The sequence below is a fragment of the Streptomyces sp. CBMA152 genome (assembly GCF_014596475.1).
GTDB lineage: Bacteria > Actinomycetota > Actinomycetes > Streptomycetales > Streptomycetaceae > Streptomyces.
This window is the reverse complement of record NZ_MECJ01000038.1, coordinates 141,002-165,540: the sequence shown is the minus strand read 5'-3', so window position 1 is coordinate 165,540 and position 24,539 is coordinate 141,002. Positions and strand designations below refer to the sequence as shown.

The following is a 24,539-nucleotide window of genomic DNA, read 5'->3' as shown; positions in this document are numbered from 1 at the left end:
AGACACCAGCAGCCGCGTCGACGGCCCGTACCGCGTGTCCAGTTTCTGGCCCGTCGGGGCCTGGAAGACCACGTCCAACTGGAGCTTGCCCGGGGCGACTTCCGTTGCCGCGCGCTGGGTGCGGTGGACGGCGGGAGGGGGGCGGTCCGCCGGGGGGGGCCGGGGGGGGGGCGGGCGCCGGGGCCGCGGGCTGCGGGTGGACCGGGAGCGGGGTGCGCGCGGGCTGCTGCGCGACCGGCGCGGCCGTGTCCCGCTGACCGTCCTTGGCGCTCTCGGTGTCGGCCCCCAACAGGCCCTGCGGCAGCACCAGTACGGCCTGTACGCCGCCGTAGATGTTGGTCTGGAGCCGCACCGCGATGCCATGTCTGCGGGCCAGCGCGGAGACCACGAAGAGGCCGATCCGACCGTCCTGGAGGAGGTGGGCGACATTCACCTGATCGGGGTCGGAGAGCAGCGCGTTCATCTTGTTCTGCTCGGTGACGGGCATACCCAGACCCCGGTCCTCGACCTCGACGGCGAGCCCGGCCGTGACCAGCTGGGCGCGGAGCAGCACCTGGGTGTGGGGGGCGGAGAACAGCGTCGCGTTCTCCACGAGTTCGGCGAGCAGGTGGATGACGTCGGCGACCGCGTGGCCGCGCAGTGTCCCGTCGATCGGGGGTACCAGCTTGACCCGGGGGTACTGCTCGACCTCGGCGATCGAGGAGCGCAGCACCTCGGTCATGGTGACCGGGTGGGACCACTGGCGGCGCGAGATGGCGCCGCCGAGGACGGCCAGGTTCTCCGCGTGCCGACGGATACGGGTGGCGAGGTGGTCGACGTGGAAGAGGCCCTTGAGCAGCTCGGGGTCCTCCACCTCGTTCTCCAGCTCGTCCAGGAGCTGGATCTCGCGGTGCACCAGGGACTGCAGACGGCGGGCGAGGTTGACGAAGACCTCGACCTTCTGCTCGTTGCCGACGCTGCTGGAGAGCTGGGACGCCTGCACCACGGCGGCCACGGCCGCCTCGTGGGAACGGGTCAGCTCATGCGCGAGCAGCTCGAACTCATCGGCGCCGGGCGAGAGTTGGGCCGGACCCCGACGGGTCGGCGGGCCCTCGCCCCGGCGCAGCCCCTCGACGACTGTACGCAGGTCGGCGGCCGAGCGGGCGCTGCCCCGGCGCAGGCTGTTGGCCCGGCCGAGCACGGTTTTCGCGGCCCGGTCGGCGCCCACGGCGGCGGCGGCCACGGACGCGAGCGCGAGCACCGCCACTCCCCCGAGGGCCGCCCAGAGCAGCGGTGAGGGGTGGGCGTGGGTGGAGTGGAGCGTGCCGACGACGGCCGCCGCGCCGCAGAGCACGGCGACCACGGCGGGCAGCACGGCCGTACGCAGCAGCTGCGGCCGTATCCGGGCCTCGGCCGACGGCCGCTGCCCGCTGGGCGGGCGGGCCGCCGGAGCCGGGGTGCCCGTGGGAGCGGCCGGGGGCTGCGGCCGGTGTGCCGTACGTCCGTGCCGCCCGCCCTCACGGCGGTCGGACCGCGCGGCGGGTGCGCGAAGATGAGACATCTGCGTCCTCGGTACGTGGGGTCCCAGAGATCGTGGAGTCGGGCCCAACTCAACCTATATGGACCCGCGTTGATCGTCGACCACTCACGGTAGTGGTCAACCCCTCGGCCTCGGTGCGCAGTTGGAAAACTTGCCCGCACCGCGTCCCGCTCTGGTATGACGCGTCGTACGGATGCGCGGATGCCGCGGAGCGGCAGGGGTTTGGCTGGAAGACGCCGCGTTTCGGCTGCGGACCGTGCGTGGTTGTTCGCGCAGTTCCCCGCGCCCCTTGATGGCGCGCGGAACCGCATCGGGCTGCCACAGCCCCGCTCAGGGCTCAACGGGCGCCGACGGCACGTTTTCCGAGGCGGGTTCGAAGGGCGTACCCGGGATCGGCGGGGCGACGGCGGCAGCCGGCCTGCGCAGGCCGGCTGCTTCGGGCCGTACGCAGGGCGGGGTCAGCAGTCGGGCTCGATCGCGCCGACGTTGTCGGCCCATCCGGCCGCGATCCAGCCACGGCCGTCGGAGAGCTTGTACCAGCGCGGGTTACCCCGGACGGGGTCGGAGTTGACCTTGCACTGGACGTTCACGATCTGTCCCTGCCGCAGGGAGCCGACCGTCTTGTTCGCGAAGCCGGGGCCGGTACGGATGTCGAGGCTGCGGGCGATGATCCGCACGCGGTACCGCCCGACGACCCCACCGCCTGCGTCGCCCTTGTCGCCCTTCTCTCCCTTGTCACCCTTGGGGCCGGTCGGACCGGTGGGGCCGAAGGGGCCGGTGTCGCCCTTCGAACCGACGGGGCCGGTGTCGCCCATCGGCCCGGCGGGGCCGGCGGGCCCGGGGTCGCCCTTCACCCCCGACGGACCGACGGGGCCTTCGGCCCCGGTCTCACCTCTCGGTCCGGCAGGTCCGGCAGGTCCGGCAGGTCCGGCAGGCCCAGTTGCCCCGAGGTCACCCTGCGGGCCGACCGGCCCGATGGGTCCGCCGGGTCCGGGCTCGCCTTGCGACCCGACAGGCCCGACAGGCCCGACAGGCCCGACAGGCCCGACAGGCCCGACAGGCCCAGTCGCCCCGGGGTCACCCTGCGGGCCCACCGGGCCGGGCTCACCGGCGGGACCGGTGTCTCCCGTTTCGCCCTTGGGGCCGCTCGACCCAACGGCTCCAGTCGGTCCGGTTTCACCCTGCGGGCCGACCGGCCCGATGGATCCGGCGGGTCCGGTGGCTCCAGGGTCACCCTTGGGGCCGGTAGATCCAGGGTCGCCCTTGGGCCCGGCGGGACCGGTGACGCCGGGGGCGCCTTGCGGCCCCATCGGGCCGGTCTCGCCCGCCGGGCCCGTGACGCCGTTCTCGCCCTGGGGCCCAGCCGGACCGGTGGCTCCGAGGTCTCCCTTGGGGCCGGTCGGCCCGGGGTCACCCTTCGGACCAGCTGCGCCCGTTTCACCCTTGTCGCCTTGCGGGCCGACGGGCCCGACCGCCCCGACAGGCCCGGCGACTCCGGCATCGCCCTGCGGGCCGACAGGGCCGCTTGCCCCGGTGTCGCCCTGGGGGCCCACCGGACCAACTGGCCCGGCGTCACCCTTGGGACCGGGAACACCAGTTGCTCCGTCATCGCCCTTCGGACCGGCTGCTCCCGTGTCCCCCTTGTCGCCCTTCGGACCGGCCGCGCCCGTGTCTCCCTTGTCGCCTTGCGGACCGGTGGCTCCCACGTCACCCTGCGGACCGGCTGCCCCCGTCTCACCCTTGTCGCCTTGCGGGCCGACGGGCCCGACCGCTCCGACAGGCCCGGTTGCCCCGGCATCGCCCTTCGGCCCGGCCGGGCCGGTGTCGCCCTTGGGTCCCGCGGCACCGGTGGCTCCGGTCTCCCCCTTGGCACCGGTCGGACCGGTGGCGCCGGTCGCCCCCGTCGCCCCCGTCGCCCCCGTTACCGGCGTGGACACCGCGAACAGGCCGGGACTGTTGGTGTAGCCGCCGTTGACCTGCCAGGATCCGCCGTCCAGCGTGACGCCCTCCGGTGCGTTGTCGTCGACCTTGACCATCAGGGAGACGTTCGTACGCGTGTTGGCGGGAAAGATGGGAGAACTGCTGCTGGTGCAGGTCAGACGCTGGTTCCCGTTCGAGAGGGTGCACGCGATGCTGCCCGGGCCGTTGTCCCAGTAATAGCGGGACTCGGTGAACGTCGTCGACTGCGGAGCGGTGAACACGAACGAGTCGATGACTGCGCTGCCGGTGCCGTTGGCCGCGACCACGGTGACCCGGCCGGTCTTGCCGGGCGCGATCGAAGGCACGTAGGGCTGGGCGAACGTGATGTTGCCCTTGTCCGCGTAGGCGAGGGCCACCGGCACCGTACACAGGGCGCCGGTGGCCAGAGCCACAGTGGTGATGGCCCGGCTGCGGGATGTGAGAGACACGGGCGGGGAACTCCTGTCGGAGGGGGGATCACACCCCGGCTGGGGACACCAGCATTTGGCCCCGGCCCACGCCGTACCGATGAGAGGACACGCCTTACATCACACAAAATCACTTACTCGGCAGCGGTCCTCTTGCGCACGCGTCACAACGAAGGCGGGGACGACCGCGCTCAGACATCGGTCCAGCCATCGCCCGACCGACGCGGAGAACGTGGTGCCCGCACCGGCGTACCGATTCACCGACGACCGCTGGTGCACCGGCCAACGCTTCGCCGCCTACCGGTCGTTGCCCGGCGACCGCTTCGACAGCCGAGTGCCGTCGGACGAGTTCGCCGACCCGGACCCTGCCCCGATCAGCGTTCCGCCGCGAGGTCCAGGTCGGTCGGGAGCGGCTTCGGCTCCACCAGCGCCGGCTTCGGGCGGCGCCAGTGGTGCGGGGTCGGCGCCGACACGGCGCGCCACCAGGGGTCGGTCGGGACGGCGCCAGCGGGCTCGAACGGCTCACCCGGGCGCGGGGTGGCGACCGCCTGTCCAGCCTCCTCGCCCGCGTCCACGCTCCACTCGCCCGGCTCCGCCCACGGATGCGGGGCGAGGTTGAACGTGCCCCAGTGGATCGGCAGCATGACGCCGTGCGGGCGGCCGCCCTGGAGGTCGAGATGGGCGCGTACGCCTTCGGCCGGAGTCATATGAATGTCCGGCCAGTACTCGGAGTACGCACCGATCTGGATCATCGTGGCGTCGAACGGGCCGTGCTCGGCGCCGATGTCCTTGAAGCCCTGGAAATAGCCGGTGTCACCGCTGTGGTAGATCCGGTGCTCCGGCCCGGCGACCGCCCAGGATGCCCACAGCGTGTGCTGCTGGTTGCGCAGGCCACGGCCGCAGAAGTGGCGCGCGGGAGTGGCGGTGAGGCTGATCCCGTTGACCTTCGTCGACTCGTTCCAGTCCAGCTCGTGGATACGGTCCGCCGGGACGCCCCACAGCTCCAGGTGGGCGCCGACGCCGAGCGGCACCGCGAAGACCGTCTCCGTACCGGCCAGGGCGCGGATGGTGGGGAGGTCCAAGTGGTCGTAGTGGTCGTGCGAGATGACGATCACGTCGACCGGGCCGAGCGAGGCCAGCGGGAACGGGACCGGGTGCAGGCGCTTGGGCCCGGCGAAGGCGAACGGGGAACAGCGCTCGCCCCAGACCGGGTCGAAGAGCACCCGGCGGCCGTCGATCTCGGCGAGCACGCTGGAGTGCCCCATCCAGGTGAGCCGCAGGCCCGTGGCGGGCGGCTTGGCGAGGTCGGCCAGCGTCGTCGCGTGCACCGGGATGTTGCCGGTCGGCGCACGCAGCGCGCGCTGCTCCTTCTCGAAGTAGATCTTGGCGAACTCCAGCATCGAGCCGGTCGGCCGCGTCCGCGCGCCCTCCGGGTTCTGGAACACCCCGTCCGCGAAGTTGGGCGAGCGGCGGATCCGCTCCAGCCGCTCCCCCGTCGGGTCGGCCCCAAAGGCGTCGGGCCGCAGCTCGCGCAGCCGGGCGCGGAGTGGAAGCAGAGAACCAGCGCCGGTCACGGCACCTCCTGGGGCTCGGGGTCGTTCCATTATGTGCGGCGGGTACGACAACGCGGGAACCGCGGTGTTACGCGGCAGCGACCCACCGGGGACGGCTCAGCCCGCGGGCTGCCCATAAGCGTGTTCGACATGCAGCCGCAGGACGAGACGGCGGTCGCGGACCATGGCCTGCCGGTACTCGTCCCAGTCGGGGTGTTCGCCGTTCAGGTCCCGGTAGAGCGAGACCAGCTCCTCCACCGTGGCGTCGTGCGGGTCGGCGGCCACCGGGGTGAGATCGGCGGTGCCCTCGGCCACGGTCCAGGCCCAGCGGTCGTCGCTGGTCACGTGGTAGCTGGCGCGCGGGTCGCGGCGCAGGTTCTTGGTCTTGGCCCGGTCGTCGGTGAGGGAGACCTTGATCACGCCCTCGTCGGCGTAGTACGCGTGCATCACATTGGAGAGCTGGGGGCGCCCGTCACGCTTGAGGGTGACCAGCACGCCGCCCTTGTACGCGGCGACCAGCTTGAGCAGTGCTTCCTGGTGTGCGTCGAATCCCGTCATGGCCAGGAGAACAGCGCGCGCGTGCCGCCGATTCCCGGAGCTCCTCCACGCGCGCGTGGAGGTGGTGTGAGGGATGACGGACGGTCGTGTGACGGACCTGGCAGTGAAAGTTCGGGGCAGATTGTCGGAGGGTGCGTTTAGGCTGGACGCATGTCCCATTCCGCCCACCACCCTGGTTCCGTACTGCCGGACGCCGACGCCGCGAACGAGGCGATCCGCGATCTGGTCGACAGCGCGGACGCGGACGGCGGCTGGCCCTCGGAGGAGTACGAGCGCCTTCTCACCCTGTGGGCCGCGGCCACCACCGCGGAGCTCGACGAAGCCGCGTAAGCGCGAGGCGACGGCGGCCGGGTCCGACCCGGGCCGCCGTACCGGACCGCCCCCTCCCCGGCGATAGTCTTGACCTGCCCGTACGAGGCCCACACGGGTCCGTCACGGGTTCCGTACCGGGGCCGACAGCGCAGGAGATCACCCACCTTGTCCGAGACATCCGAGCTGCGGGCCGACTGCGCGAACTGCTTCGGCCTGTGCTGCGTCGCGCTGGCGTTCTCCCGCTCGACGGACTTCGCGATCGACAAGGCCGTCGGGGACCCGTGTCCCAACCTCCAGCAGGACTTCCGCTGCGGCATCCACGACAAGCTGCGCCCCACGGGCTTCCAGGGCTGCACGGTGTACGACTGCTTCGGCGCGGGCCAGAAGATCTCGCAGGTCACCTTTGTCGGCCGGAACTGGCGCGAGAGCCCGGACGGCGCCCGGCAGATGTTCGCCGCGCTCCCGGTGATGCGGCAGTTCCACGAGCTGCTCTGGTACCTCTCCGAGGCACTGGCCCGCCCGGCCGCCCGCCCGGTGCACCGCCAGGTGCAGGCGCAGCTGGAGAAGATCGAGCGCCTGACCCTCAGCGACGTGGACACCCTGCTCAACCTCGACGTGGCAGCCCACCGCGCCGAGGTGAACACGCTGCTGCTGCGCACCAGCGAGCTGGTGCGCGCCGAGGTCCGGGGCAAGAAGAAGGACCGCCGGGGCGCCGACCTGTTCGGTGCCCGCCTCAAGGGCGCCGACCTGCACGGGGCCGATCTGCGCGGCGCGTATCTCATCGCCGCCGACCTCAGCGGCGCGGACCTGCGGCTCGCCGATGTCATCGGCGCGGACTTCCGCGACACCAACCTCGCGGGCGCCGACCTCACCGACTGCCTCTTCCTCACCCAGACGCAGGTCAACGCGGCACAGGGCGACGCCGCCACCCTCCTCCCCGACGGCCTCGACCGCCCGTCGCACTGGAGCAAGGACGCCCCGGCCCCGGCCGCCCGCAAGGAAGCCGCACGCGGTGACGCCCCGCGCAAGGGCTCCCAGGGACGCAAGCCCAGCACCCCCGGCCGCAAGCGCTCCTCCGGCTCCCGGAACAAGTAACCGTCACCCCCGGCCCGCAACCGACAGGCGGGCCACAGAGCCGCATAACCCCACCCCACTATGCACCGCGTGTATACACCTCGCGTATAGTCCGGATCATGATTTGGTCCAGTCCGAAGGGGAGTCGCGTCATGCTCAGCAGGGGTAGGGGTACCGGAGTCCGCCGCGCCCGGGGGCGGTCGGCCGCCGCGCTGCTCGCGGTCGCCTCGCTCGGCCTGGCGCTGACCGGCTGCGGCGACAACGCGGTCTCGCCGCGCTCCGCCCGTAACGACGCACTGGACACCAAGGCGATGGCGCAGAGCTCCGGCGCGGCCGGGGTCGACTGCCACAAGGCCAAGTGCATCGCCCTCACCTTCGACGCGGGGCCGGGCAAGCACACGCCCCAACTGCTCGACACGCTCAAGGAGAAGAAGGTGCCCGCCACCTTCTTCCTGCTCGGCAAGAACCATGTCGAGAAGTACCCGGACACCGTGCGCCGCATCGCCGCCGAGGGGCACGAGGTCGCCAACCACACCTGGTCGCACGAGCGGCTGGACAAGCTCAGCGCCGACGAGATACACACCGAGCTCAACAGCACCCAGGAGGCGGTCGCGAAGCTGACGGGCCGCAAGCCCGTGCTGATGCGTCCGCCGCAGGGGCGTACCAACAAGACGGTCACCGAGGTCAGCAAGGAGCTCGGGCTCTCGCAGATCCTGTGGAGCGCGACCGCCAAGGACTACTCCACCAACGACTCGGCCCTCATCGAGAAGCGCATCCTCGACCAGGCCGACCGCGACGGCATCATCCTGCTGCACGACATCTACGACGGGACCGTGCCCGCCGTGCCGGGGATCATCGACACGCTCAAGGAGCGCGGCTTCACCTTCGTGACCGTCCCGCAGCTCCTCGCGCCCGCGCCCCCGAAGCCCGGCCAGCTCTACCGTCCCTAGCGACCCCGGATTTCGCCCTCAGCATGCAACGGTTCTCAGGACCCGTCCGGGCAGGCAGAGTTGCGGACATGAAACTGCTGATTCTGGGTGGCACGGAGTTCGTCGGCCGCGCCGTCGCCGAGGCCGCGCTGGCGCGCGGGCACGAGGTGACGGTCTTTCACCGGGGACGCCACGAGGCGCCCGACGGCGTGAGCGCGCTGCATGGCGACCGCACCGCCGAGGGCGGGCTCGCCGCGCTGACCGACGGGCAGTGGGACGTGGTCGTGGACACCTGGTCCGGCGCGCCCTCGGCGGTCCGGGACGCGGCGCGGCTGCTGGCCGACGGGCGTGCGGCCCGGTATGTGTATGTCTCCAGCAGGTCCGTGTACCCGCATCCGTTGCCGGCCGGGTCCGACGAGACCGCGCCCCTGGTCGACGGCTCGCCGGACGCCGGCGAGGTGGCGTATCCGCAGGCCAAGCGCGGTGGCGAACTGGCCGTGGAGCAGGAGTTCGGCAAGGAGCGCTCGCTGCTCGTACGGGCGGGGCTGATCCTGGGCCCGTGGGAGAACATCGGGCGGCTGCCGTGGTGGCTGGGGCGCATGGCGCGCGGCGGCGAGGTGCTCGCGCCGGGGCCGCGCGATCTGCCGGTGCAGTACATCGACGTCCGGGACCTCGCGGAGTGGATCGTCAGCGCCGCGGACTTCGGGCTCTGCGGCCCGTACAACCTGGTCAGCCCGCCGGACCACACCACGATGGGCGCGCTGCTCGAAGCGTGCGCGCGGGTCACCGGTGGCAGGGCGGTGCTGCGCTGGACCGATCCCGAGCCGATCCTGGCCGCCGGGGTCGAGCCGTGGAGCGACCTGCCGGTGTGGATCCCGCCGGGCGAGCTGCACGCCACGATGCACGCCTCGACCGTATGGAAGGCGGTGCTCGCCGGGCTGCGCTGCCGTCCCGTCGAGGAGACGGTCGCGGACACCTGGGCGTGGCTGGAGTCCATCGGCGGCGAGGCGCCGCAGCGGCCGGACCGCCCCCGGGTCGGACTCGACCCGGAGACGGAGCGGAAGCTGCTGCACGGTTGAACCACCGTGCCGCACCACCGTCTTGACGGTCCGTCAGGACTTGCAAGAGGTACTACGTGAAGGGCGCCGTCAGAGCGGCAGCAGGTCCGGGCGCTTGGGCTCCACATGGTCGCCCGAGCTCTCGCCCCGCAGCCGTCGCCCGATCCACGGCACCAGGTGCTCGCGCGCCCAGTGGATGTCGTCGCGCCGCACCTCAAGGGTGCCGCGCGGCGGCAGCGGGGGCCACATCTGGTCGGGGTCGGCGGGCACCTCAAGGCCCAGCACCTGGGCGGCGCGCAGCGCGACCCGGGTGTGCCCCTCCGGTGACAGATGCAGCCGGTCCTCGTCCCACGCCCGCCGGTCCTGCACGGACTTGAGCGACCACAGGTCCAGCACCGGGCAGTCGTAGCGGTCCGCGATGGCCCGTACGTGCGCGGTGTACGTGGCGACCTTGCCCCGTAGATGCTTGAAGACCGGCACCCCGCGCGTGTCGAACCCGGTGGTCACCATGACCGTCGGGATCGCGCTCTTCAGGTCGGCCACCGCGCGCTCGAAGCGCTCGGCGACGTCGTCCGGGTCGGTGCCCGGCCGGATGATGTCGTTCCCGCCCCCGCAGAAGGTCACCAGGTCGGGCGCGAGCTCCTTGGCCCGCGGCACCTGCTCCTCGACGATCTGGTCGAGAAGCCTGCCCCGGACCGCGAGATTGGCATAGCGAAAGGCCCCCTCCGGTCGCTGATCAGCCAGTAGCACGGCGAACCTGTCCGCCCAGCCGACGAACACCCCGTCCGGGCCGGGATCGCCGACGCCTTCCGTGAAGCTGTCGCCGATCGCCGTGTACGACCCGAACGTACCGCTGTTGAATGATCTCGAATCGTCTGCCACGGGACCATATCTTTCCCTTACGGATGTGACCTACGCGACCGTAAGGAGGGGTTGACGGTGGGTGATATAGACCACCCGGTCAGTTTGGCCCCAACGGGAATACGCCAAAGAAGGCGCGGCCCGGCACGATTTCACGTACCGGGCCGCGCTATTGAGAGCCGTCGAACTGTCAGAGGCTCGCGCCCTGCTGGCGCAGATACGCGAGCGGGTCGACGTCCGAGCCGTAGTCCGGGGTCGTCCGGATCTCGAAGTGCAGATGCGGGCCGGTGACGTTGCCGGTCGCGCCGGAGAGGCCGATCTCCTGGCCCTCGGTCACGGTCTGCCCGGCCGAGACGGAGAGCTGCGAGAGATGGGCGTACTGGGAGTACATGCCGTCGGCGTGCCGGATGACGACCTGGTTGCCGTAGGCGCCGCCCCAGCCCGCCGTGACGACCGTGCCCGCGCCGACGGCCTTCACCGTGGTGCCGGTCTGCGCCTCGAAGTCGACACCGGTGTGGTAGCCGCTGGACCACATGGATCCGGCCATGCGGTACGGGGTGCCGATGCTCACGCTGTCCAGCGGCGCGCGGAAGCCGGAGGCGGAACCCTGGCTCACCTTGGCGGCCGAAGTCGTGGTGGCGGGGGCCGCGCTGGATGCATGCGAGGTGGCGGTCGACGTGTGCGAGGCCGTGGCGTGGGACTTCGCCCCGATCGTCAGCTTCATCCCGGGCCGGATCAGCGCCGGGTCGTCGCCGACAACCGAGCGGTTGTCCTGGTACAGCTTCTTCCAGCCGTCGAGCCGGTGGTCCTCGGCGATCTTCGAAAGGCAGTCGCCGGACTTCACCTTGTACGTGGTGGGCGCGGCCTGGGGCGCGGCGGTCGGGGCGGCGACGAACGCGGCGGCGGCCCGGGCCGCCTGCTGCGGCGCGACGGCCGGAGCGGCGCTCTTGACCGCCGCGTGCGCGCCGGTGGCGCCGAGCAGCGGGATGGCGAGCGCGGCGCCGCCGGTGCCGGCGGCGACCATGCCTCGCGATATCGGGCTGGACTTGGGGCGGCGGTGCTTACCCTTCGCGGGCATGGCGGATTCCTCTCCGGCGCCTGCGAGGTGAGCTGTCGGGTTCGGGTTGGAGCTGCCCGGCCGGGCGCACCGGAACTCGGTGCGTCGGCTTCACCCCGAGCCGTGCCGGAATTCCGGACGGCGCCTACCTGGGTCCCCCGCTCCTGCCACACGTGGATGGGTGCGGATTCCGAGCGGTGGCAGGATTCGGCGGTCCACCCGGATTGCGGTGACCGTAAACGAGCATTGCGGGCCGCGACAAGTACCCATTCGTCATTCGATTTCGCGGCCGGGAATTCAGCGGGGAATTGCGGTCACCCTGCGTCGACGGTGAATCCCAACAGGCCCCGGCGGCAGGGGGATTCGACGCGGCCCACCGCCACGGACCGTCACCGGTATGACGCTGCTCACGGACGACTCACGGAAAAACCCTCCCTTCCCGTGGGGGAAATGGAGGGTTTTCCGTATAGCGCCCAATTCGGACGAAAGTGCCTATCAATGCATCTTTACGTCCGAACGCCTCGCCTCAGTCCTGGCCCGCGATGTTCCACGGGGCGAACGCGTTCTTCTTGCCCGCGAGCGCGGTGCGCAGCTCCGGGTAGTGGCGCAGCAGCACGCTGATCATGCTGTTGCCGTCGATCCACTCAAGACCGGCCTTGGAGTACACCTCGGGGGTGTAGTACTCGGTGAAGAACCGGTCGCTGTTCAGTCGGCGCGAGGCCATGAGGATGAAGATCCGGAATGCCGTGTCGCTGAAGGCGAAGCCCTTCGGGAGTTTCTCGGCGAACATTCCGACCTCCAGGTCGACCTTCTCGATGTCACCGCCGTACACCCGCTTGATCTCTTTCGCCCACACCGGATTGTCCGTCAGGTCCTCGAATTCCTTGGCGGGCTTGAGGCGCAGCAGTCGGCGGAATTCGTTGTAGCGCGGGACGCCGAGTTCGCGGGTGCGCAGGATGTCGGTGGCGGCGAGGTCCTGGAGGTGGCCGTCGGGACGCTCGTACTCCTGGAGGAACTTCGGGAAGTTGTGCAGGGTGACGAGCCCGGGGTGCAGCGTGCCGAAGCTGTAGAGCAGGTCGATCGTGGGGATCGAGCCGAGCACCTTCAGCGCCTCCGGGCCCGCGATCTCCCGGAACGTGGCCTCGCGCAGTACGGAGTTGTCGCTGGCGGCCCGCAGCTCCCAGTCGTCGCGGATCAGCGGATGCATCCGGTAGACGGCGACGAACTCCTCGGTGAGCGCGTACGGAACGCCGTAGTGGTCGGTCTCGCCGCCCGGGATGCCGCTGATGACCTCGGACTTGCTGATCCGCCCGAACAGGTCGTGCACCCGCTCCCCCGCCAGGCCCCACCAGTTGGCGCGCAGCGCGGTGACGGTGGTCGGGTGGCTGATGACTGCCGGGGTCCACTCCACGGTGTGGATCTTGGCGATCAGTGCGGCGTTGACCAGCCGGGCCCGCTCGAAGATCTCCTCGTCGTCCCAGCCCGGGTACGCGGTGTGCAGCTGGTCGCAGATCGCGTTGTGCTCACGGGTGAACACGTCGTGCATCAGGGCGAGTCCGAGCCAGAAGCCCGGGATACGGGAGGGGTCCTTGGCCGGGTCGGAAGGGAACGGCAGCCGCTCGTCGTCCCACAGGTGCAGCTTGCCGTTCTCGCCGGTGCGCAGGGCGCGCAGCTCGTCCTCGCTGTTCCCGTAGATCTGCGAGGCGTCCCACCAGTGCGAGAAGACGTTGACCCGGGTGTCGGGCGTCCCGGCGGGCGCGTGCGGGTCGCGGGTCGGGTCGTCCGGGGTCCGCATGACCTTCATGGGGCGCTCGGGCCACGGGTCGTCGTCGACCAGGTCGACCGTCCAGGGCCGGTCCTCGGGGCTGGTGCCGTGGCTGAACCAGTCGCGGATCATGAACTGGAGCCAGGCGGCGACCAGCGAGTTGACGGTTTCGGCGGGGACGAAGGTGTCGCGCGTGAGCAGTTCACGGCTCACCTTGCGCGGATTCGGCTCGGCCAGCACATCGGCGGGGGTCGCGGGCGCGATCTTGTCGAGCGGGATGTTGCGGCCGAAGCGGGACCCGGCCATCCCCATCCGGGGCTCGTCGAGGTCGTTGTAGCTGCCGTCCGGGGTCCGGTTGACCCTGACCTTCGACGGGTCCTTGGGCGGCGTCGGCTCGGGCACATTGGCGGACGGCAGCTGGTTGGTGTCGTGCAGGTTCTCCTGGCGCAGCCGGATACGCAGCCCGAGCAGGGTGCCCAGGCCCAGCGGCAGCGGCAGTTTGTCCCAGCCGATCCTGCTGTCCAGGAACTCGGCGGCAGTGGTGACCAGGCGCCACGGCAGCGAGGTGCGGTACGAGTTCATCGGATTCCCCCTCGGGGCGGTCCATACGGAGGGTTCTCGTTCTCGGTGGATACACGATCGGTCTCGGTCGCGGCCGGGCCGTTCACTCCTGGCCGAGCCGCCGGGCGCTGCTCGCGCCGTACACGGCCTCGCGCGACCGGTTGAGGTTGCCGAGCGGACGGAATGTCTCGGTTGTACGCCAGGGGGTGAAGGACAGCTGCTCGACGCGCCGGGCGGTGGCCAGGGCCTCGGTCGAGTCGATGTCCTGGCGCGGGATCGTGAGCAGGCCGACCGCCACCGGCGGCGACACGGTCTCCGGCCACTCGGCCGAGGCGTCCTCGACGGGTGTGCGCGTCTCGTCGGCGAAGCGCTGGAGGCACAGCTCGAACACCACGTCCCGCGCCCGCAGCCGCCGGGCGAGCTCGGCGCGCAGATAGCCGGGGTCGGCCCGCGCGACCCGGTCGGGGCGCGCGGCGGGCGGCCCGGAGGGACCCGGCCGCAGCTGGTAGCGGACCGGTCCGGCGTCGCCCCACAGGATGGGCGCCCGGCTCCAGTACCGCTCCTCGGCGAGACTGGCGACCTTGCGTGCGACCGTCTGGTTCAGCGTGCGGCGCATCCGCGCGGCGGTGGGCCGGCCGACAACACGCGGCAGCCGTACGAGCAGCCGCCAGGCGATCGCCGCCGTGCTGCCGGCACCGGCCATCACCTCGGCGAAGTCCACGAACTCCCGGGCGTTGGCGGCGTGCGAGACCGGCGCGTTGGTCATCAGCAGATCGTGCCGCTCGTCGTCGGAGACCAGGACGCTCACGGCGATGCCCCGCAGATCGGGCACGGCGTCGGGGCGCGGGATGCCCGAGGCGTTCGAGAGCCGCACCAGCGCCCGGTACTCGGCGCCGGGCTGGGCGTATCCCTCGCGCAGGCCCAGCGGCAGATCCGGGTGGAACCGCAGCCGGGCGTTGTCGACGCCGAGCGACGCCTTGGCGTGGAACGCCCGCTCGGGGCCCGACAGCCGCCCCTTGTCCTGGTTGACCCGCTGGACGCGGACGATCCGCTCGGCGAGCTCCGCGAACACCAGCCGCTCGGCCTGCGGGCTGCCACCTTCGTACTGCTCGTACTTCTCGTGCTGCCGGGGATCGGACATGGGTCCGCCTCCTCACCAACCGCGGCAGGGGGCAGCGACGCTACTCGGCGGCACACGCGGGTGAAATGCCAGATTCGGACCACTTTCCACGGTCGTATACGAGTCGGCTCGGCGGCTGACCCGAGGCGCCCTGGCCGGGGGCGACGTGGGCGGCACGGGCCCGGTCCGTACCACCCGGACCCGCCCCAGGGCTGTCGCCCAGTCTCAACAACCCCATATAGAAAGGGAGTTCATGGCCGGGTCCGGTCAGCGTGGGGGGCGTGCGCCGGGAGCGGATGGATGCGCCGGAGCCGGAACACGGCCGCGTCCAGATCGCCGCGCAGCCCCGTGTCGAGCCCCCGGTGCAGCAACAGGGCTCCACGATGTACGGCTCCGGTGTCCAGGCAGCGGTAGACAGCGGCCGGGTCGAGGCCGCGCAGCCGTACCGCGGGCGGTCGTTCACCGTGGTGCTGGGCCTGGAGGTACGCGAGCACCACCGTGTCGTCGCCTCGGGTGTACTGGACCGCGCTGAGCCCGCCGCGCGGGGGCCGCAGCCGGTATTGGGCGCCGAGCTGCACCACCGGCCGGATCTCCTTGTAGAGCTCCACCCAGTCACGCGCCTCGGCCAGTTCCGTCTCGCTCCAGCGAGTGAGGTCGCCGCCGATGCCCAGCACCCCGGCCATCGCGCTCACGAAGCGGAAGCGCAGACTGCTGATCCGTCCGTTCAGCTGGGTGTTGGGGCTGTCGGTGACCCACGCCGCCATCACCCGGGCCGGGTGCAGCTGGCTGAAGCCGTGCTGGATGGCGAGCCGGTCCAGCGGATCGGTGTTGTCGGAGGTCCACACCTGGTCCGTACGGGACAGGATGCCGAGGTCTATGCGACCGCCGCCGCCCGAGCAGGACTCGAAGGCGACGTCCGGGTGCGCGGCCCGCAGCCGGTCCAACAGGCCGTAGAGCGACTGCACATGCTCGATCCAGAGCTTCTGCGGATACTCCTCGCCGGGCCAGCCCGCGTCGGTGAAGCAGCGGTTGAAGTCCCACTTCACATAGTCGATCGGCGCGCTCGCCAGGAGCGCGTCCAGCTGCTCCCAGAGGTATTCACTGACGTCCGGGCGGGCGAGGTTGAGAACGAGCTGGTTGCGGAACTCGGTACGGCGGCGGCCCACTTGGTGCTGCACCCACTCCGGATGCGCCCGGTAGAGGTCGCTGTCCGGGTTGACCATCTCGGGCTCGATCCAGATCCCGAACTTCATCCCGAGCGCGTGCACCTCGTCGGCCAGGGGCTTCAGTCCACCGGGGAACCGCTCGGGGTGGGGCGTCCAGTCCCCGAGGCCCGCCGCGTCGCCGGTGCGGGCGCCGAACCAGCCGTCGTCGACGACGAACAGCTCGACGCCCATCGCGGCCGCGCGCTGGGCGAGCGCGCGCTGCTGGGGTGCGGAGATGGCGAAGCCGGTGGCCTCCCAGGAGTTGAAGAGCACCGGCCGCACCCGCTCGGCGTCCGGGATCACCCGGGCGAGCTGCCAGGCGTGCCACTCCCGACTGGCCCCGCCGAAGCCGCCGGGGCTCCACAGCCCGGCGAAGACCGGGGTGCTGTAGCTGTCGCCGGGGGCGAGCAGCAGCAAACCGGAGTCGTCGTACCCGGCGCCGCCGTTGATCTGCACCCGACCGTCCGGGAGGTGCTGGACGGCGGTGCGCCAGGACCCGGACCAGCCGAGCGCGCACGTGTACACCTCGCCGCTCTCCTCGGTGGCGTCGCCCTCGTCCAGGGCGACCCAGGGCAGATGCTGATGGCCGGTGTGGCCCCGGCGGCTGCCGAGGACGCGCTCGCCCGGGGTGAGCTCGGAACGTACGAGCCGGGACTCGGCGGCCCAGCGGCCGTGCAGTTGGCTCACGCGCCAGCCGTCACGCAGCGGCAGCGTCCACACGGCGGCATCCGCGCGGAGCAGTTCGAGGTCCGGGTCCCCGGCCGCGCCTTCGTGGGCGACCGTGGCCCAGCGCTCGATCACGTCCGAGTCGTCGCGCATCCGGTAGGACAGAGTCAGCCCGAGCCGGTGCACGGCGTCGGTGAAGCGCAGCCGCAGCTCGTCCCCGTCGACGGCGGCCCCCTCGAAAGTCCACTCGGTGCCGCGCACTTCCCTCGTACGGATGGAGAGCGCGGGGCGCACGAATCGGGGCCCGCCCTCGACGGTGTACTCCTCCCGGCCATCCAGTGGTGACTCGAAGGGCCAGGGGGACGGCTGGGGCTCGGCGGACAGGGCTTCGGCGTCGGCGAGGGTCAGCCGGGGTCCCCAGTGCAGATGCAGGAGTTCCGCGCGGTCTGTGAGGTGCAGCGCATAGCCACTGGTGCGGCCGGAGAGCAGCCACAGCCGTCCCTTGTCACCGGTCTCGATCATCGCAACCCCTCAGTTCCGCACAGGTACGCACAGGCACGAACACCAGGGACAGGATCGGGGTGCGGGGCCCGTCAGGGCAACGGTCGCGCGGGGCTCGCCTTCGGCCATGGTCGAACGAGATGATTGCCCCAGGAATCCATGTCGTATCGTCGCATTGCGCCACCGTGAGCGATTTCCGACACCCACATCAGGAGCCAACGTGACCCAGCAGACTCCGCAGGCCCCCTCGACCGAACCCGAGCTCTCCGGGGTACGCAACTTCCGTGATGTGGGCGGACTGCCGACCGTGGACGGCCGTGTACTGCGGCACGGCCGGCTCTTCCGCAGCGGCCATCTCGCCCATGCGACGGAGCAGGACGCGGCCTTCCTCTCCGCCCTCGGGCTGCACACGATCTTCGACTTCCGCAACGCGGCCGACCAGCGGCTCGAAGGCCCCGACGTCGATCTCCCGGGCGTGCGCAATGTCAACATCCCGCTGACCGACCCGGCCGACGGGGCCGAGTTCTGGAAGATGGTCCGCGACGGCGACATCAACCAGCTGCGCTCGGTCCTGGCCGACGGCAAGGGCGCGGACCGGATGGCCGCCTCGTACCGGACGATCATCCGCCAGCGCACCGCCGAGCACAGCCGGGTGCTGCACGCGCTGGCCGAGGACAGCGTCCCGGCGCTGATGCACTGCGCCGCGGGCAAGGACCGCGCGGGCCTGTCGATCGCGGTGTCGCTGCTCGCAGTGGGCGTCGAGCGCGAGGCGATCGAGGCGGACTACCTCAAGTCCAACGACCCGCACCGCCGCTACAAGATGCACCGCAGCGACGACTCGCCGAACGGGCTGAATGCCGAGGTCGTCGAGCTCCTCACCCCCCTCTTCGACGCCCGCGCCGGCTATCTGCGCGCGGCCTTCGACACCATCGAGGAGACCTGGGGCACCACCGAGCGCTATCTGGCGGAAGGGCTGAAACTCGCGCCCGAGACCCGCGAGCGACTGCGCGACCGGCTGGTCGGCGACGCCGCGTAACTCATGGGCCTCACTTGCCGACGGTGAACAGGAGGTAGAGGAAGGCCGCGAAGATGTGGCCCGCGATCAGATAGGCGAAGAGCCGGATCACCAGACCACGGGGGAACTTGGTCTCGTGGGTGTCGGCGCCGGATCCCTGGTTCTGCGACATGTCGTACCTCTCAGCCGTGCGGATGGTGCGGATGCGGATCGGGGCTCTGCAGCAGGGTGTGGACGAACAGGAACTCGGCCCCGCCGTGCGACACGGCCGAGATCCGGTGCGGCGTGAGCGAGTCGAAGTGCGCGCTGTCGCCGGGGTCGAGTTCGTGCACGGCGTCACCGAGGCTCAGCCGCAGCCGCCCGTCCAGGACGTACAGCCACTCCTCGCCGGGGTGGACCCGGACCAGCTCGCGCTGGGTGCCGTACGGGATCTCCACGCGCAGGGCCTGCATGGCGCGGCCGGAGTGGCCGGCCCGGTGGTACGTCCAGCCGTCGGCCTCGGCGGGCCCGGCACGGCCGGCCCGGATGACGGGCTCGCGCTCGGGCGGCATCTCGCCCAGCAGCTCGGAGACCGTCGTACCGTAGGTACGGGCGAGCGCGAGCAGCATCGGCAGCGAGGGCTGGCGGGCGCCCGTCTCAAGCCGCGAGAGATGAGCGGGCGAGAGACCGGCGCGCGGGGCGGCGGCCTCCAGGGTGAGACCGCGGCGGCGCCGCAGATCACGCAGACGCGGGGCGACATCGGGGAGCGCCGGACCGGACGACTCCCCGGCGCCTTCGGCGGGAGTGCTCATGCACCCCATTCACGCAAGGCATTGCCTCCGAGGCAAATTTTTTGCCTCGGAGGCAAAAACAGCACCTACCGGTTCCCCACCGCCTGCTTCACCAGCGTCCGCCCGAAGTCCCACATCAGGCCGCCCCCGCCGTGCGCGTCGTCCATCACGGCGGTGAACGCGTCGACGAAGCGGTCCACCTCGCGTTCACCGATCGTCAGTGGCGGGATCAGCTTGATGACCTCCAGGTGGTCGCCGGAGACCTGGGTGAGGATGCGGTGCTTCTGGAGCAGCGGCACCACGACCATCTGCGCGAAGAGCCCCTTGCGGGCCGCCTGGAGCATCGTCCAGCGCCCGCGCAGCCGCATCGAGGACGGCTTGCCGAACTCGATGCCGATCATCAGCCCGCGCCCGCGCACATCGTGCAGCAGCTCGTACCGGTCGACCAGCGCGGCGAGCCGGGATCTGAGCAGTTCGCCGGTCACGCGCGCGTTGGCGACGACGCCCTCGTCCTCCATCACCGAAAGCACGGCGAGCCCGGCCGCCATCGCCTGCGCGTTGGAGCCGAAGCTCGCCGAGTGGACCAGGACCCGGTCCATCGACGAGTACACCTTCTTGAAGATCCACTCCTTGCCGAGGGTCGCCCCGACCGGCACATAGCCGCCGGAGAGCGCCTTGGCCACACACACCAGGTCCGGCTCGACGCCCTTCTCGTGCTGGTACGCATAGAAGTCGCCGGTCCTGCCGAGGCCGGTCTGCACCTCGTCGGCGATCAGGAGCGCCTTGTGCCGGTGCAGGAGCTCCTGGGCCGCGAGCAGATAGCCGGGCGGCGCTTCGAGGACGCCCTTGCCCTGGATCGGCTCGACGATCAGCGCGGCCACGTCCCCGCGCTTCAACTCCCGCTCCAGTACGGCGAGATCGCCCAGCGGGACCGCCGTGTCCGGCAGCAGCGGGGCGAAGCCGTCGCGGAAGCCCGACTCGCCGTTGACCGAGAGCGAGCCGGTGGTCAGCCCATGGAAGGCGTGCGAGCAGTACAGGACCCTGGGCTTCCCGGTGGCGTACCGGGCGAACTTCAGCGCGGTCTCCACCGCCTCCGTACCGCTGTTGCCGAAGAACACGCGGTCCAGGTGCGGGCTGTGGGCCAGCAGCTTCTCGGCGAGCAGGCCGGGCAACGGCTGGCAGTCGAAGCGGGTGAGGTCCGCAAGAGAGGCGTCGAGCACGTCGTGCAGCGCCTTGCGCACGACGGGGTGGTGGCGGCCCAGGCCCATCACGCCGAAGCCGGCGAGCATGTCGAGGTAGTCCTGGCCCTCCGCGTCCCAGAAGTACGCGCCCTCGGCCCGCTCGTAGACCTTGTCGAAGCCGATGGTGTGGAGCATGCGCGGCAGCTGGTGATTCAGGTACTTCGTGTGCAGCTCATAGCGCTCGCCGCCGCGCTCGGCGAGGAGTCTGCCCAGGTCGAAGCCTTTGGGCTCGGTCATCCGTCGTTCTCCTTCTCCCGCACCACAGCCTCGTCCTTCGCCGCGAGCGCGGCGCTGATCCGTCCCGCGATCTCCACGGGGGTGAGCCCGATGTCGGCCAGGACCTCGCCGCGCTTGGCGTGGGCGAGGAACTGCTCGGGGATGCCGAAGGTGCGCAGGGGTGTGTCGACCCCGGCGTCCCGCAGCGCCTGCCCGACGGCCCAACCGACGCCTCCCGTACGACTGTTGTCCTCCGCGACCGCGACCAGCCGGTGCCGCTCGGCCAGCGGCGCGAGCTGGTCGTCGACGGGCTTGACCCAGCGGGGGTCCACCACCGTGCACCGGATGCCGCGCCCGGCGAGCAGGTCGGCGGCCTGGAGGCAGACCGGGGCGAGCACCCCGACGGCCACGATCAGCACATCGGCGTCCTCGTCGCGGCGCAGCACGTCCATGCCGCCGACCCGGTCGATGGCGGGGATGTCGGGGCCCACCGACTCCTTGGGGAAGCGCAGCACGGTCGGCGCGTCGCCGACCTCCACGGCCTCGCGCAGCTCGGCCCGCAGCCGCGCGGCGTCGCGCGGCGCGGCGATCCGCAGCCCGGGCACCACCTGAAGGATCGACAGGTCCCACATACCGTTGTGTGACGCCCCGTCAACTCCGGTGACCCCGGCCCGGTCCAGGACGAACGTCACCCCGCACCGGTGCAGCGCCACATCCATCAGAACCTGGTCGAAGGCCCGGTTGAGGAAGGTGGCGTAGACGGCGACCACCGGGTGCAGCCCGCCCGTGGCGAGCCCGGCCGCCGAGACCGCCGCGTGCTGCTCGGCGATCCCCACGTCCCACACCCGGTCCGGGAAGCGCTCGGCGAACTCGGTCAGGCCGGTCGGGTGCAGCATCGCCGCCGTGATCGCCACGATGTCCCGCCGCTCCCCGCCGAGCCGGGCCAGCTCCGCGCCGAACACCGAGGTCCAGGAAGGGCCGTTGGAGGGGGTGAGCGGTACACAGGTGAGCGGGTCCATCGCGTTGACGGCGTGGAAGCGGTCGGCCTCGTCGTCCAGGGCCGGCTGGTAGCCGCGCCCCTTCTCGGTGAGGCAGTGCACGAGCACCGGGCCGTGGAAGCGCTTGGCTCGACGCAGCGCCGACTCGACGGTCGCGATGTCGTGCCCGTCGATCGGCCCGACGTATTTGAGGCCCAGGTCCTCGAACATGCCCTGGGGCGCGAAGGCGTCCTTGAACCCCTTCTTGGCGCCGTGCAGCGACTCGTACAGCGGCTGCCCGATCACGGGCGTCTGCTGGAGCACCTGTTTGCCCCAGGCGAGGAAGCGCTCGTAGCCGTCGGTGGTGCGCAGCGTGGCGAGGTGGTTGGCGAGGCCGCCGATGGTGGGGCTGTACGAGCGCTCGTTGTCGTTGACGACGATGATCAGCGGGCGGTCCCGGGCGGCGGCGATGTTGTTCAGCGCCTCCCAGGCCATGCCGCCGGTGAGCGCGCCGTCGCCGATGACCGCGACGACATGGCCGGAGCGGCCGCGTACCTGGTTGGCCTTGGCGAGGCCGTCGGCCCAGCCGAGCACGGTGGAGGCGTGCGAGTTCTCGATGACGTCGTGCTCGGACTCGGCGCGCGAGGGATAGCCGGAGAGACCGCCCTTGGAGCGCAGCTTCGAGAAGTCCTGCCGCCCGGTGAGCAGTTTGTGTACGTAGCTCTGGTGGCCGGTGTCCCACAGGATGCGGTCGACCGGCGAGTCGAAGGCCCGGTGCAGGGCGATGGAGAGCTCCACCACCCCCAGATTGGGCCCGAGATGGCCCCCGGTCCGCGCCACCGCGTGGATCAGGAAGTCCCTGATCTCCTGGGACAGATCGGCGAGTTCGGCGCCGTCCAGCGCCTGTAGGTCGTGCGGCCCCCGAATATTCTCCAAGATCGTCACGCTGGAGCCCCCTTCGGATCCTCTTCAGCTCACGGTGGTGTCGGTCAGCCCAGCGCGGTGACCCGCGGGGCACCGGAGGCGGTGCCCTCCTTCTCCATCTGCTCGGCGATCTTCATCGCCTCCTCGATCAACGTCTCCACGATCTTCGACTCCGGGACGGTCTTGATGACCTCACCCTTCACGAAGATCTGCCCCTTGCCATTGCCCGAGGCCACACCCAGGTCGGCCTCACGGGCCTCACCCGGACCGTTCACGACACAGCCCATGACCGCGACCCGCAGCGGGACCTCCATGCCCTCCAGGCCCGCCGTGACCTCCTCGGCCAGCTTGTACACATCCACCTGCGCCCGACCACAGGACGGGCAGGAGACGATCTCCAGGCGGCGCTGGCGCAGGTTCAGCGACTCCAGGATCTGGATCCCGACCTTGATCTCCTCCGCCGGAGGCGCGGACAAGGAGACGCGGATGGTGTCGCCGATGCCCTCACTGAGCAGCGCGCCGAACGCGACGGCCGACTTGATCGTGCCCTGGAAGGCAGGGCCCGCCTCGGTCACGCCCAGGTGCAGCGGGTAGTCGCACTGCGCGGCCAGCTGACGGTAGGCGTTCACCATCACGACCGGGTCGTTGTGCTTCACCGAGATCTTGATGTCCCGGAAGTCATGCTCCTCGAAGAGGGAGGCCTCCCACAGCGCGGACTCCACCAGCGCCTCGGGCGTCGCCTTCCCGTACTTCTTCAGCAGACGCGCGTCCAGCGAGCCCGCGTTCACACCGATACGGATCGGCGTCCCCGCGTCCTTCGCCGCCCGGGCGATCTCCTTGACCTTGTCGTCGAACTGCTTGATGTTGCCCGGGTTCACCCGCACCGCCGCACAGCCCGCATCGATCGCCGCGAACACGTACTTCGGCTGGAAATGAATATCCGCGATCACCGGGATCTGCGACTTCCGCGCGATGGTCGCCAACGCGTCCGCATCGTCCTGCGTGGGGCACGCCACGCGCACGATCTGGCAGCCCGAGGCCGTCAGCTCCGCGATCTGCTGCAAGGTCGCGCCGATGTCCGACGTACGCGTCGTCGTCATCGACTGCACCGAGACAGGGGCATCCCCGCCGACCGCCACCGACCCGACCTGGATGCGCCGCGAGGCGCGACGCATCGCCAGCGGCCGGGCCGGCGGCGTGGGGAGCCCCAGTGAGACTGGTTCTCCGTGCCTGCTCATCACGTCACCCGCGGTTTCCCTGCACGGTCTCGCGGACCGCGCGCAGCGACTCCTTGAGCGAGCCCATGGTCGCCAGGACGGCGGTCGGCTCGTAGCCGCAGTGCGCCATGCAGTTGGCGCACCGCTCGTCCTTGCCGCGGCCGTACTTGCTCCAGTCGGTCTCCTCGACCAGCTGCCGGTACGTCGGCACGTACCCGTCGCTCATCAGATAGCAGGGCCGCTGCCAGCCGAAGAGCGAGTAGTTGGGGATCGCCCACGCCGTGCACGGGAAGTCCGCCTTGCCCTCCAGGAAGTCCAGGAAGAGCGGGGAGTGGTTGAGCCGCCAGCGGCGCCGGTTGCCTCCGGAGAACGCCTTCTTGAAGAGCTCGCGGGTCTGCTCGACGCCCAGGAAGTGCTCCTGGTCGGGCGCCTTCTCGTAGGCGTACGCGGGCGAGATCATCATCTCGTCGACCTGGAGGTCGTCGTTGAGGAAGTTGAGCACCTCGATGATGGTCTGCGGGGTGTCGGTGTTGAAGAAGGTGGAGTTGGTGGTGACCCGGAAGCCCGCCTTCTTGGCCGCCTTGATCGCCTCGACCGCCTCGTCGAAGACGCCTTCCTTGGCCACCGACTCGTCGTGCCGTTCGCGCAGTCCGTCGATGTGCACCGCGAACGCGAAGTACGGGGACGGGGTGAACTTCTCCAGCTTCTTGCGCAGCAGCAGCGCGTTGGTGCACAGGAAGACGTACTTCCGCTTTGCCACCAACTGCCGCACGATCTCGTCGATCTGAGGGTGCATCAGCGGCTCGCCGCCCGCGATGGACACCATGGGGGCGCCCGACTCCAGGACCGCTCCCACCGCCTGCGCCACCGGCATGCGCTGCTTCAGGATCCCGGCCGGATGCTGGATCTTCCCGCAGCCCTCGCACTTCAGATTGCAGGCGAAGAGCGGCTCCAGCTCGACGATGAGCGGGAACTTCTCACGCTTGCGGAGCTTCTGTTCAAAAAGATAGGTCCCGACCCTGATGGACTGACGAAGCGGCATGGCCATCTGGC

Annotated in this window: 20 protein-coding genes and 1 riboswitch; of the genes, 5 read left to right on the top strand and 15 right to left on the bottom strand. The window is 70.9% G+C overall.

From position 1 onward, the window contains the following. The 4 genes from BG418_RS38080 to BG418_RS38065 all read right to left on the bottom strand — a co-directional run. Positions 1-1,540: ATP-binding protein (locus BG418_RS38080; protein WP_223186015.1), on the bottom strand; the 1,540-nt coding region annotated here is incomplete at its 3' end. A gap of 437 nt (positions 1,541-1,977) precedes the next feature. After that, positions 1,978-3,927, bottom strand: coding sequence for an SH3 domain-containing protein (locus tag BG418_RS41045; protein WP_188278656.1), 1,950 nt, complete (start codon positions 3,925-3,927; stop codon positions 1,978-1,980). Positions 3,928-4,280: 353 nt separating this feature from the next. Beyond that, a complete protein-coding gene (locus BG418_RS38070) occupies positions 4,281-5,480 on the bottom strand; it encodes an MBL fold metallo-hydrolase (protein WP_188278655.1) in 1,200 nt (399 codons plus the stop codon). Positions 5,481-5,576: 96 nt separating this feature from the next. Beyond that, positions 5,577-6,017: a PPOX class F420-dependent oxidoreductase gene (locus BG418_RS38065; RefSeq protein WP_188278654.1), complete on the bottom strand. Its 441-nt coding sequence runs from the start codon at positions 6,015-6,017 to the stop codon at positions 5,577-5,579. Positions 6,018-6,167: 150 nt separating this feature from the next. Between BG418_RS38065 and BG418_RS38060 the strand changes: the two genes are divergently transcribed. The 4 genes from BG418_RS38060 to BG418_RS38045 all read left to right on the top strand — a co-directional run bounded on the left by BG418_RS38060 (position 6,168) and on the right by BG418_RS38045 (position 9,411). Beyond that, positions 6,168-6,347: a hypothetical protein gene (locus BG418_RS38060; RefSeq protein WP_188278653.1), complete on the top strand. Its 180-nt coding sequence runs from the start codon at positions 6,168-6,170 to the stop codon at positions 6,345-6,347. A 147-nt stretch (positions 6,348-6,494) separates the two neighbouring features. After that, positions 6,495-7,424 (top strand): pentapeptide repeat-containing protein, encoded by a 930-nt coding sequence (locus tag BG418_RS38055; RefSeq protein WP_223186013.1) that lies wholly within the window; start codon positions 6,495-6,497, stop codon positions 7,422-7,424. Positions 7,425-7,555: 131 nt separating this feature from the next. Continuing rightward, positions 7,556-8,353, top strand: a complete 798-nt coding sequence (locus tag BG418_RS38050; protein WP_188278651.1) for a polysaccharide deacetylase family protein — start codon at positions 7,556-7,558, stop codon at positions 8,351-8,353. 68 nt (positions 8,354-8,421) lie between these two features. Further along, complete coding sequence (locus BG418_RS38045; RefSeq protein ID WP_188278650.1) at positions 8,422-9,411, top strand: NAD-dependent epimerase/dehydratase family protein; 990 nt, start codon at positions 8,422-8,424, stop codon at positions 9,409-9,411. Positions 9,412-9,480: 69 nt separating this feature from the next. On the opposite strand, the gene BG418_RS38040 is transcribed toward BG418_RS38045, so the two are convergent. From BG418_RS38040 to BG418_RS38020, 5 genes are all read right to left on the bottom strand, one after another. Continuing rightward, entirely contained in the window at positions 9,481-10,272 is a 792-nt protein-coding gene (locus BG418_RS38040; protein ID WP_188278649.1) for an SGNH/GDSL hydrolase family protein, read from the bottom strand. A 169-nt stretch (positions 10,273-10,441) separates the two neighbouring features. Then, a complete protein-coding gene (locus tag BG418_RS38035; protein WP_188278648.1) occupies positions 10,442-11,329 on the bottom strand; it encodes a LysM peptidoglycan-binding domain-containing M23 family metallopeptidase in 888 nt (295 codons plus the stop codon). 4 nt (positions 11,330-11,333) lie between these two features. Continuing rightward, positions 11,334-11,502: riboswitch (cyclic di-AMP (ydaO/yuaA leader) on the bottom strand. Positions 11,503-11,834: 332 nt separating this feature from the next. Beyond that, positions 11,835-13,655: a peroxidase family protein gene (locus tag BG418_RS38030; RefSeq protein WP_188278647.1), complete on the bottom strand. Its 1,821-nt coding sequence runs from the start codon at positions 13,653-13,655 to the stop codon at positions 11,835-11,837. Positions 13,656-13,737: 82 nt separating this feature from the next. After that, the gene (locus tag BG418_RS38025) at positions 13,738-14,775 is read right to left on the bottom strand and encodes a hypothetical protein (protein ID WP_188278646.1); all 1,038 of its coding nucleotides are present in this window, start codon (positions 14,773-14,775) and stop codon (positions 13,738-13,740) included. A 230-nt stretch (positions 14,776-15,005) separates the two neighbouring features. Then, positions 15,006-17,147, bottom strand: coding sequence for an alpha-galactosidase (locus tag BG418_RS38020; RefSeq protein WP_188278645.1), 2,142 nt, complete (start codon positions 17,145-17,147; stop codon positions 15,006-15,008). Between the two features lie 199 nt (positions 17,148-17,346). Between BG418_RS38020 and BG418_RS38015 the strand changes: the two genes are divergently transcribed. Next, positions 17,347-18,162: a tyrosine-protein phosphatase gene (locus tag BG418_RS38015; protein ID WP_317453890.1), complete on the top strand. Its 816-nt coding sequence runs from the start codon at positions 17,347-17,349 to the stop codon at positions 18,160-18,162. Positions 18,163-18,172: 10 nt separating this feature from the next. Here the strand turns inward: BG418_RS38015 and BG418_RS38010 are convergent, their stop codons facing one another. From BG418_RS38010 to hpnH, 6 genes are all read right to left on the bottom strand, one after another. Then, positions 18,173-18,313, bottom strand: coding sequence for a DUF6126 family protein (locus tag BG418_RS38010; RefSeq protein WP_188278643.1), 141 nt, complete (start codon positions 18,311-18,313; stop codon positions 18,173-18,175). Between the two features lie 10 nt (positions 18,314-18,323). Further along, entirely contained in the window at positions 18,324-18,932 is a 609-nt protein-coding gene (locus BG418_RS38005) for a helix-turn-helix domain-containing protein (protein ID WP_188278642.1), read from the bottom strand. 65 nt (positions 18,933-18,997) lie between these two features. Next, positions 18,998-20,389 (bottom strand): aspartate aminotransferase family protein, encoded by a 1,392-nt coding sequence (locus BG418_RS38000; protein ID WP_188278641.1) that lies wholly within the window; start codon positions 20,387-20,389, stop codon positions 18,998-19,000. Next, complete coding sequence (dxs, locus tag BG418_RS37995; RefSeq protein ID WP_188278640.1) at positions 20,386-22,290, bottom strand: 1-deoxy-D-xylulose-5-phosphate synthase; 1,905 nt, start codon at positions 22,288-22,290, stop codon at positions 20,386-20,388. The genes BG418_RS38000 and dxs overlap by 4 nt, the downstream gene beginning before the upstream one ends. Positions 22,291-22,334: 44 nt before the next feature. Next, positions 22,335-23,507 (bottom strand): flavodoxin-dependent (E)-4-hydroxy-3-methylbut-2-enyl-diphosphate synthase, encoded by a 1,173-nt coding sequence (gene ispG, locus BG418_RS37990; protein WP_188278639.1) that lies wholly within the window; start codon positions 23,505-23,507, stop codon positions 22,335-22,337. Positions 23,508-23,511: 4 nt separating this feature from the next. Then, the gene (gene hpnH, locus BG418_RS37985; RefSeq protein ID WP_188278638.1) at positions 23,512-24,534 is read right to left on the bottom strand and encodes an adenosyl-hopene transferase HpnH; all 1,023 of its coding nucleotides are present in this window, start codon (positions 24,532-24,534) and stop codon (positions 23,512-23,514) included. Positions 24,535-24,539: the final 5 nt, after the last annotated feature.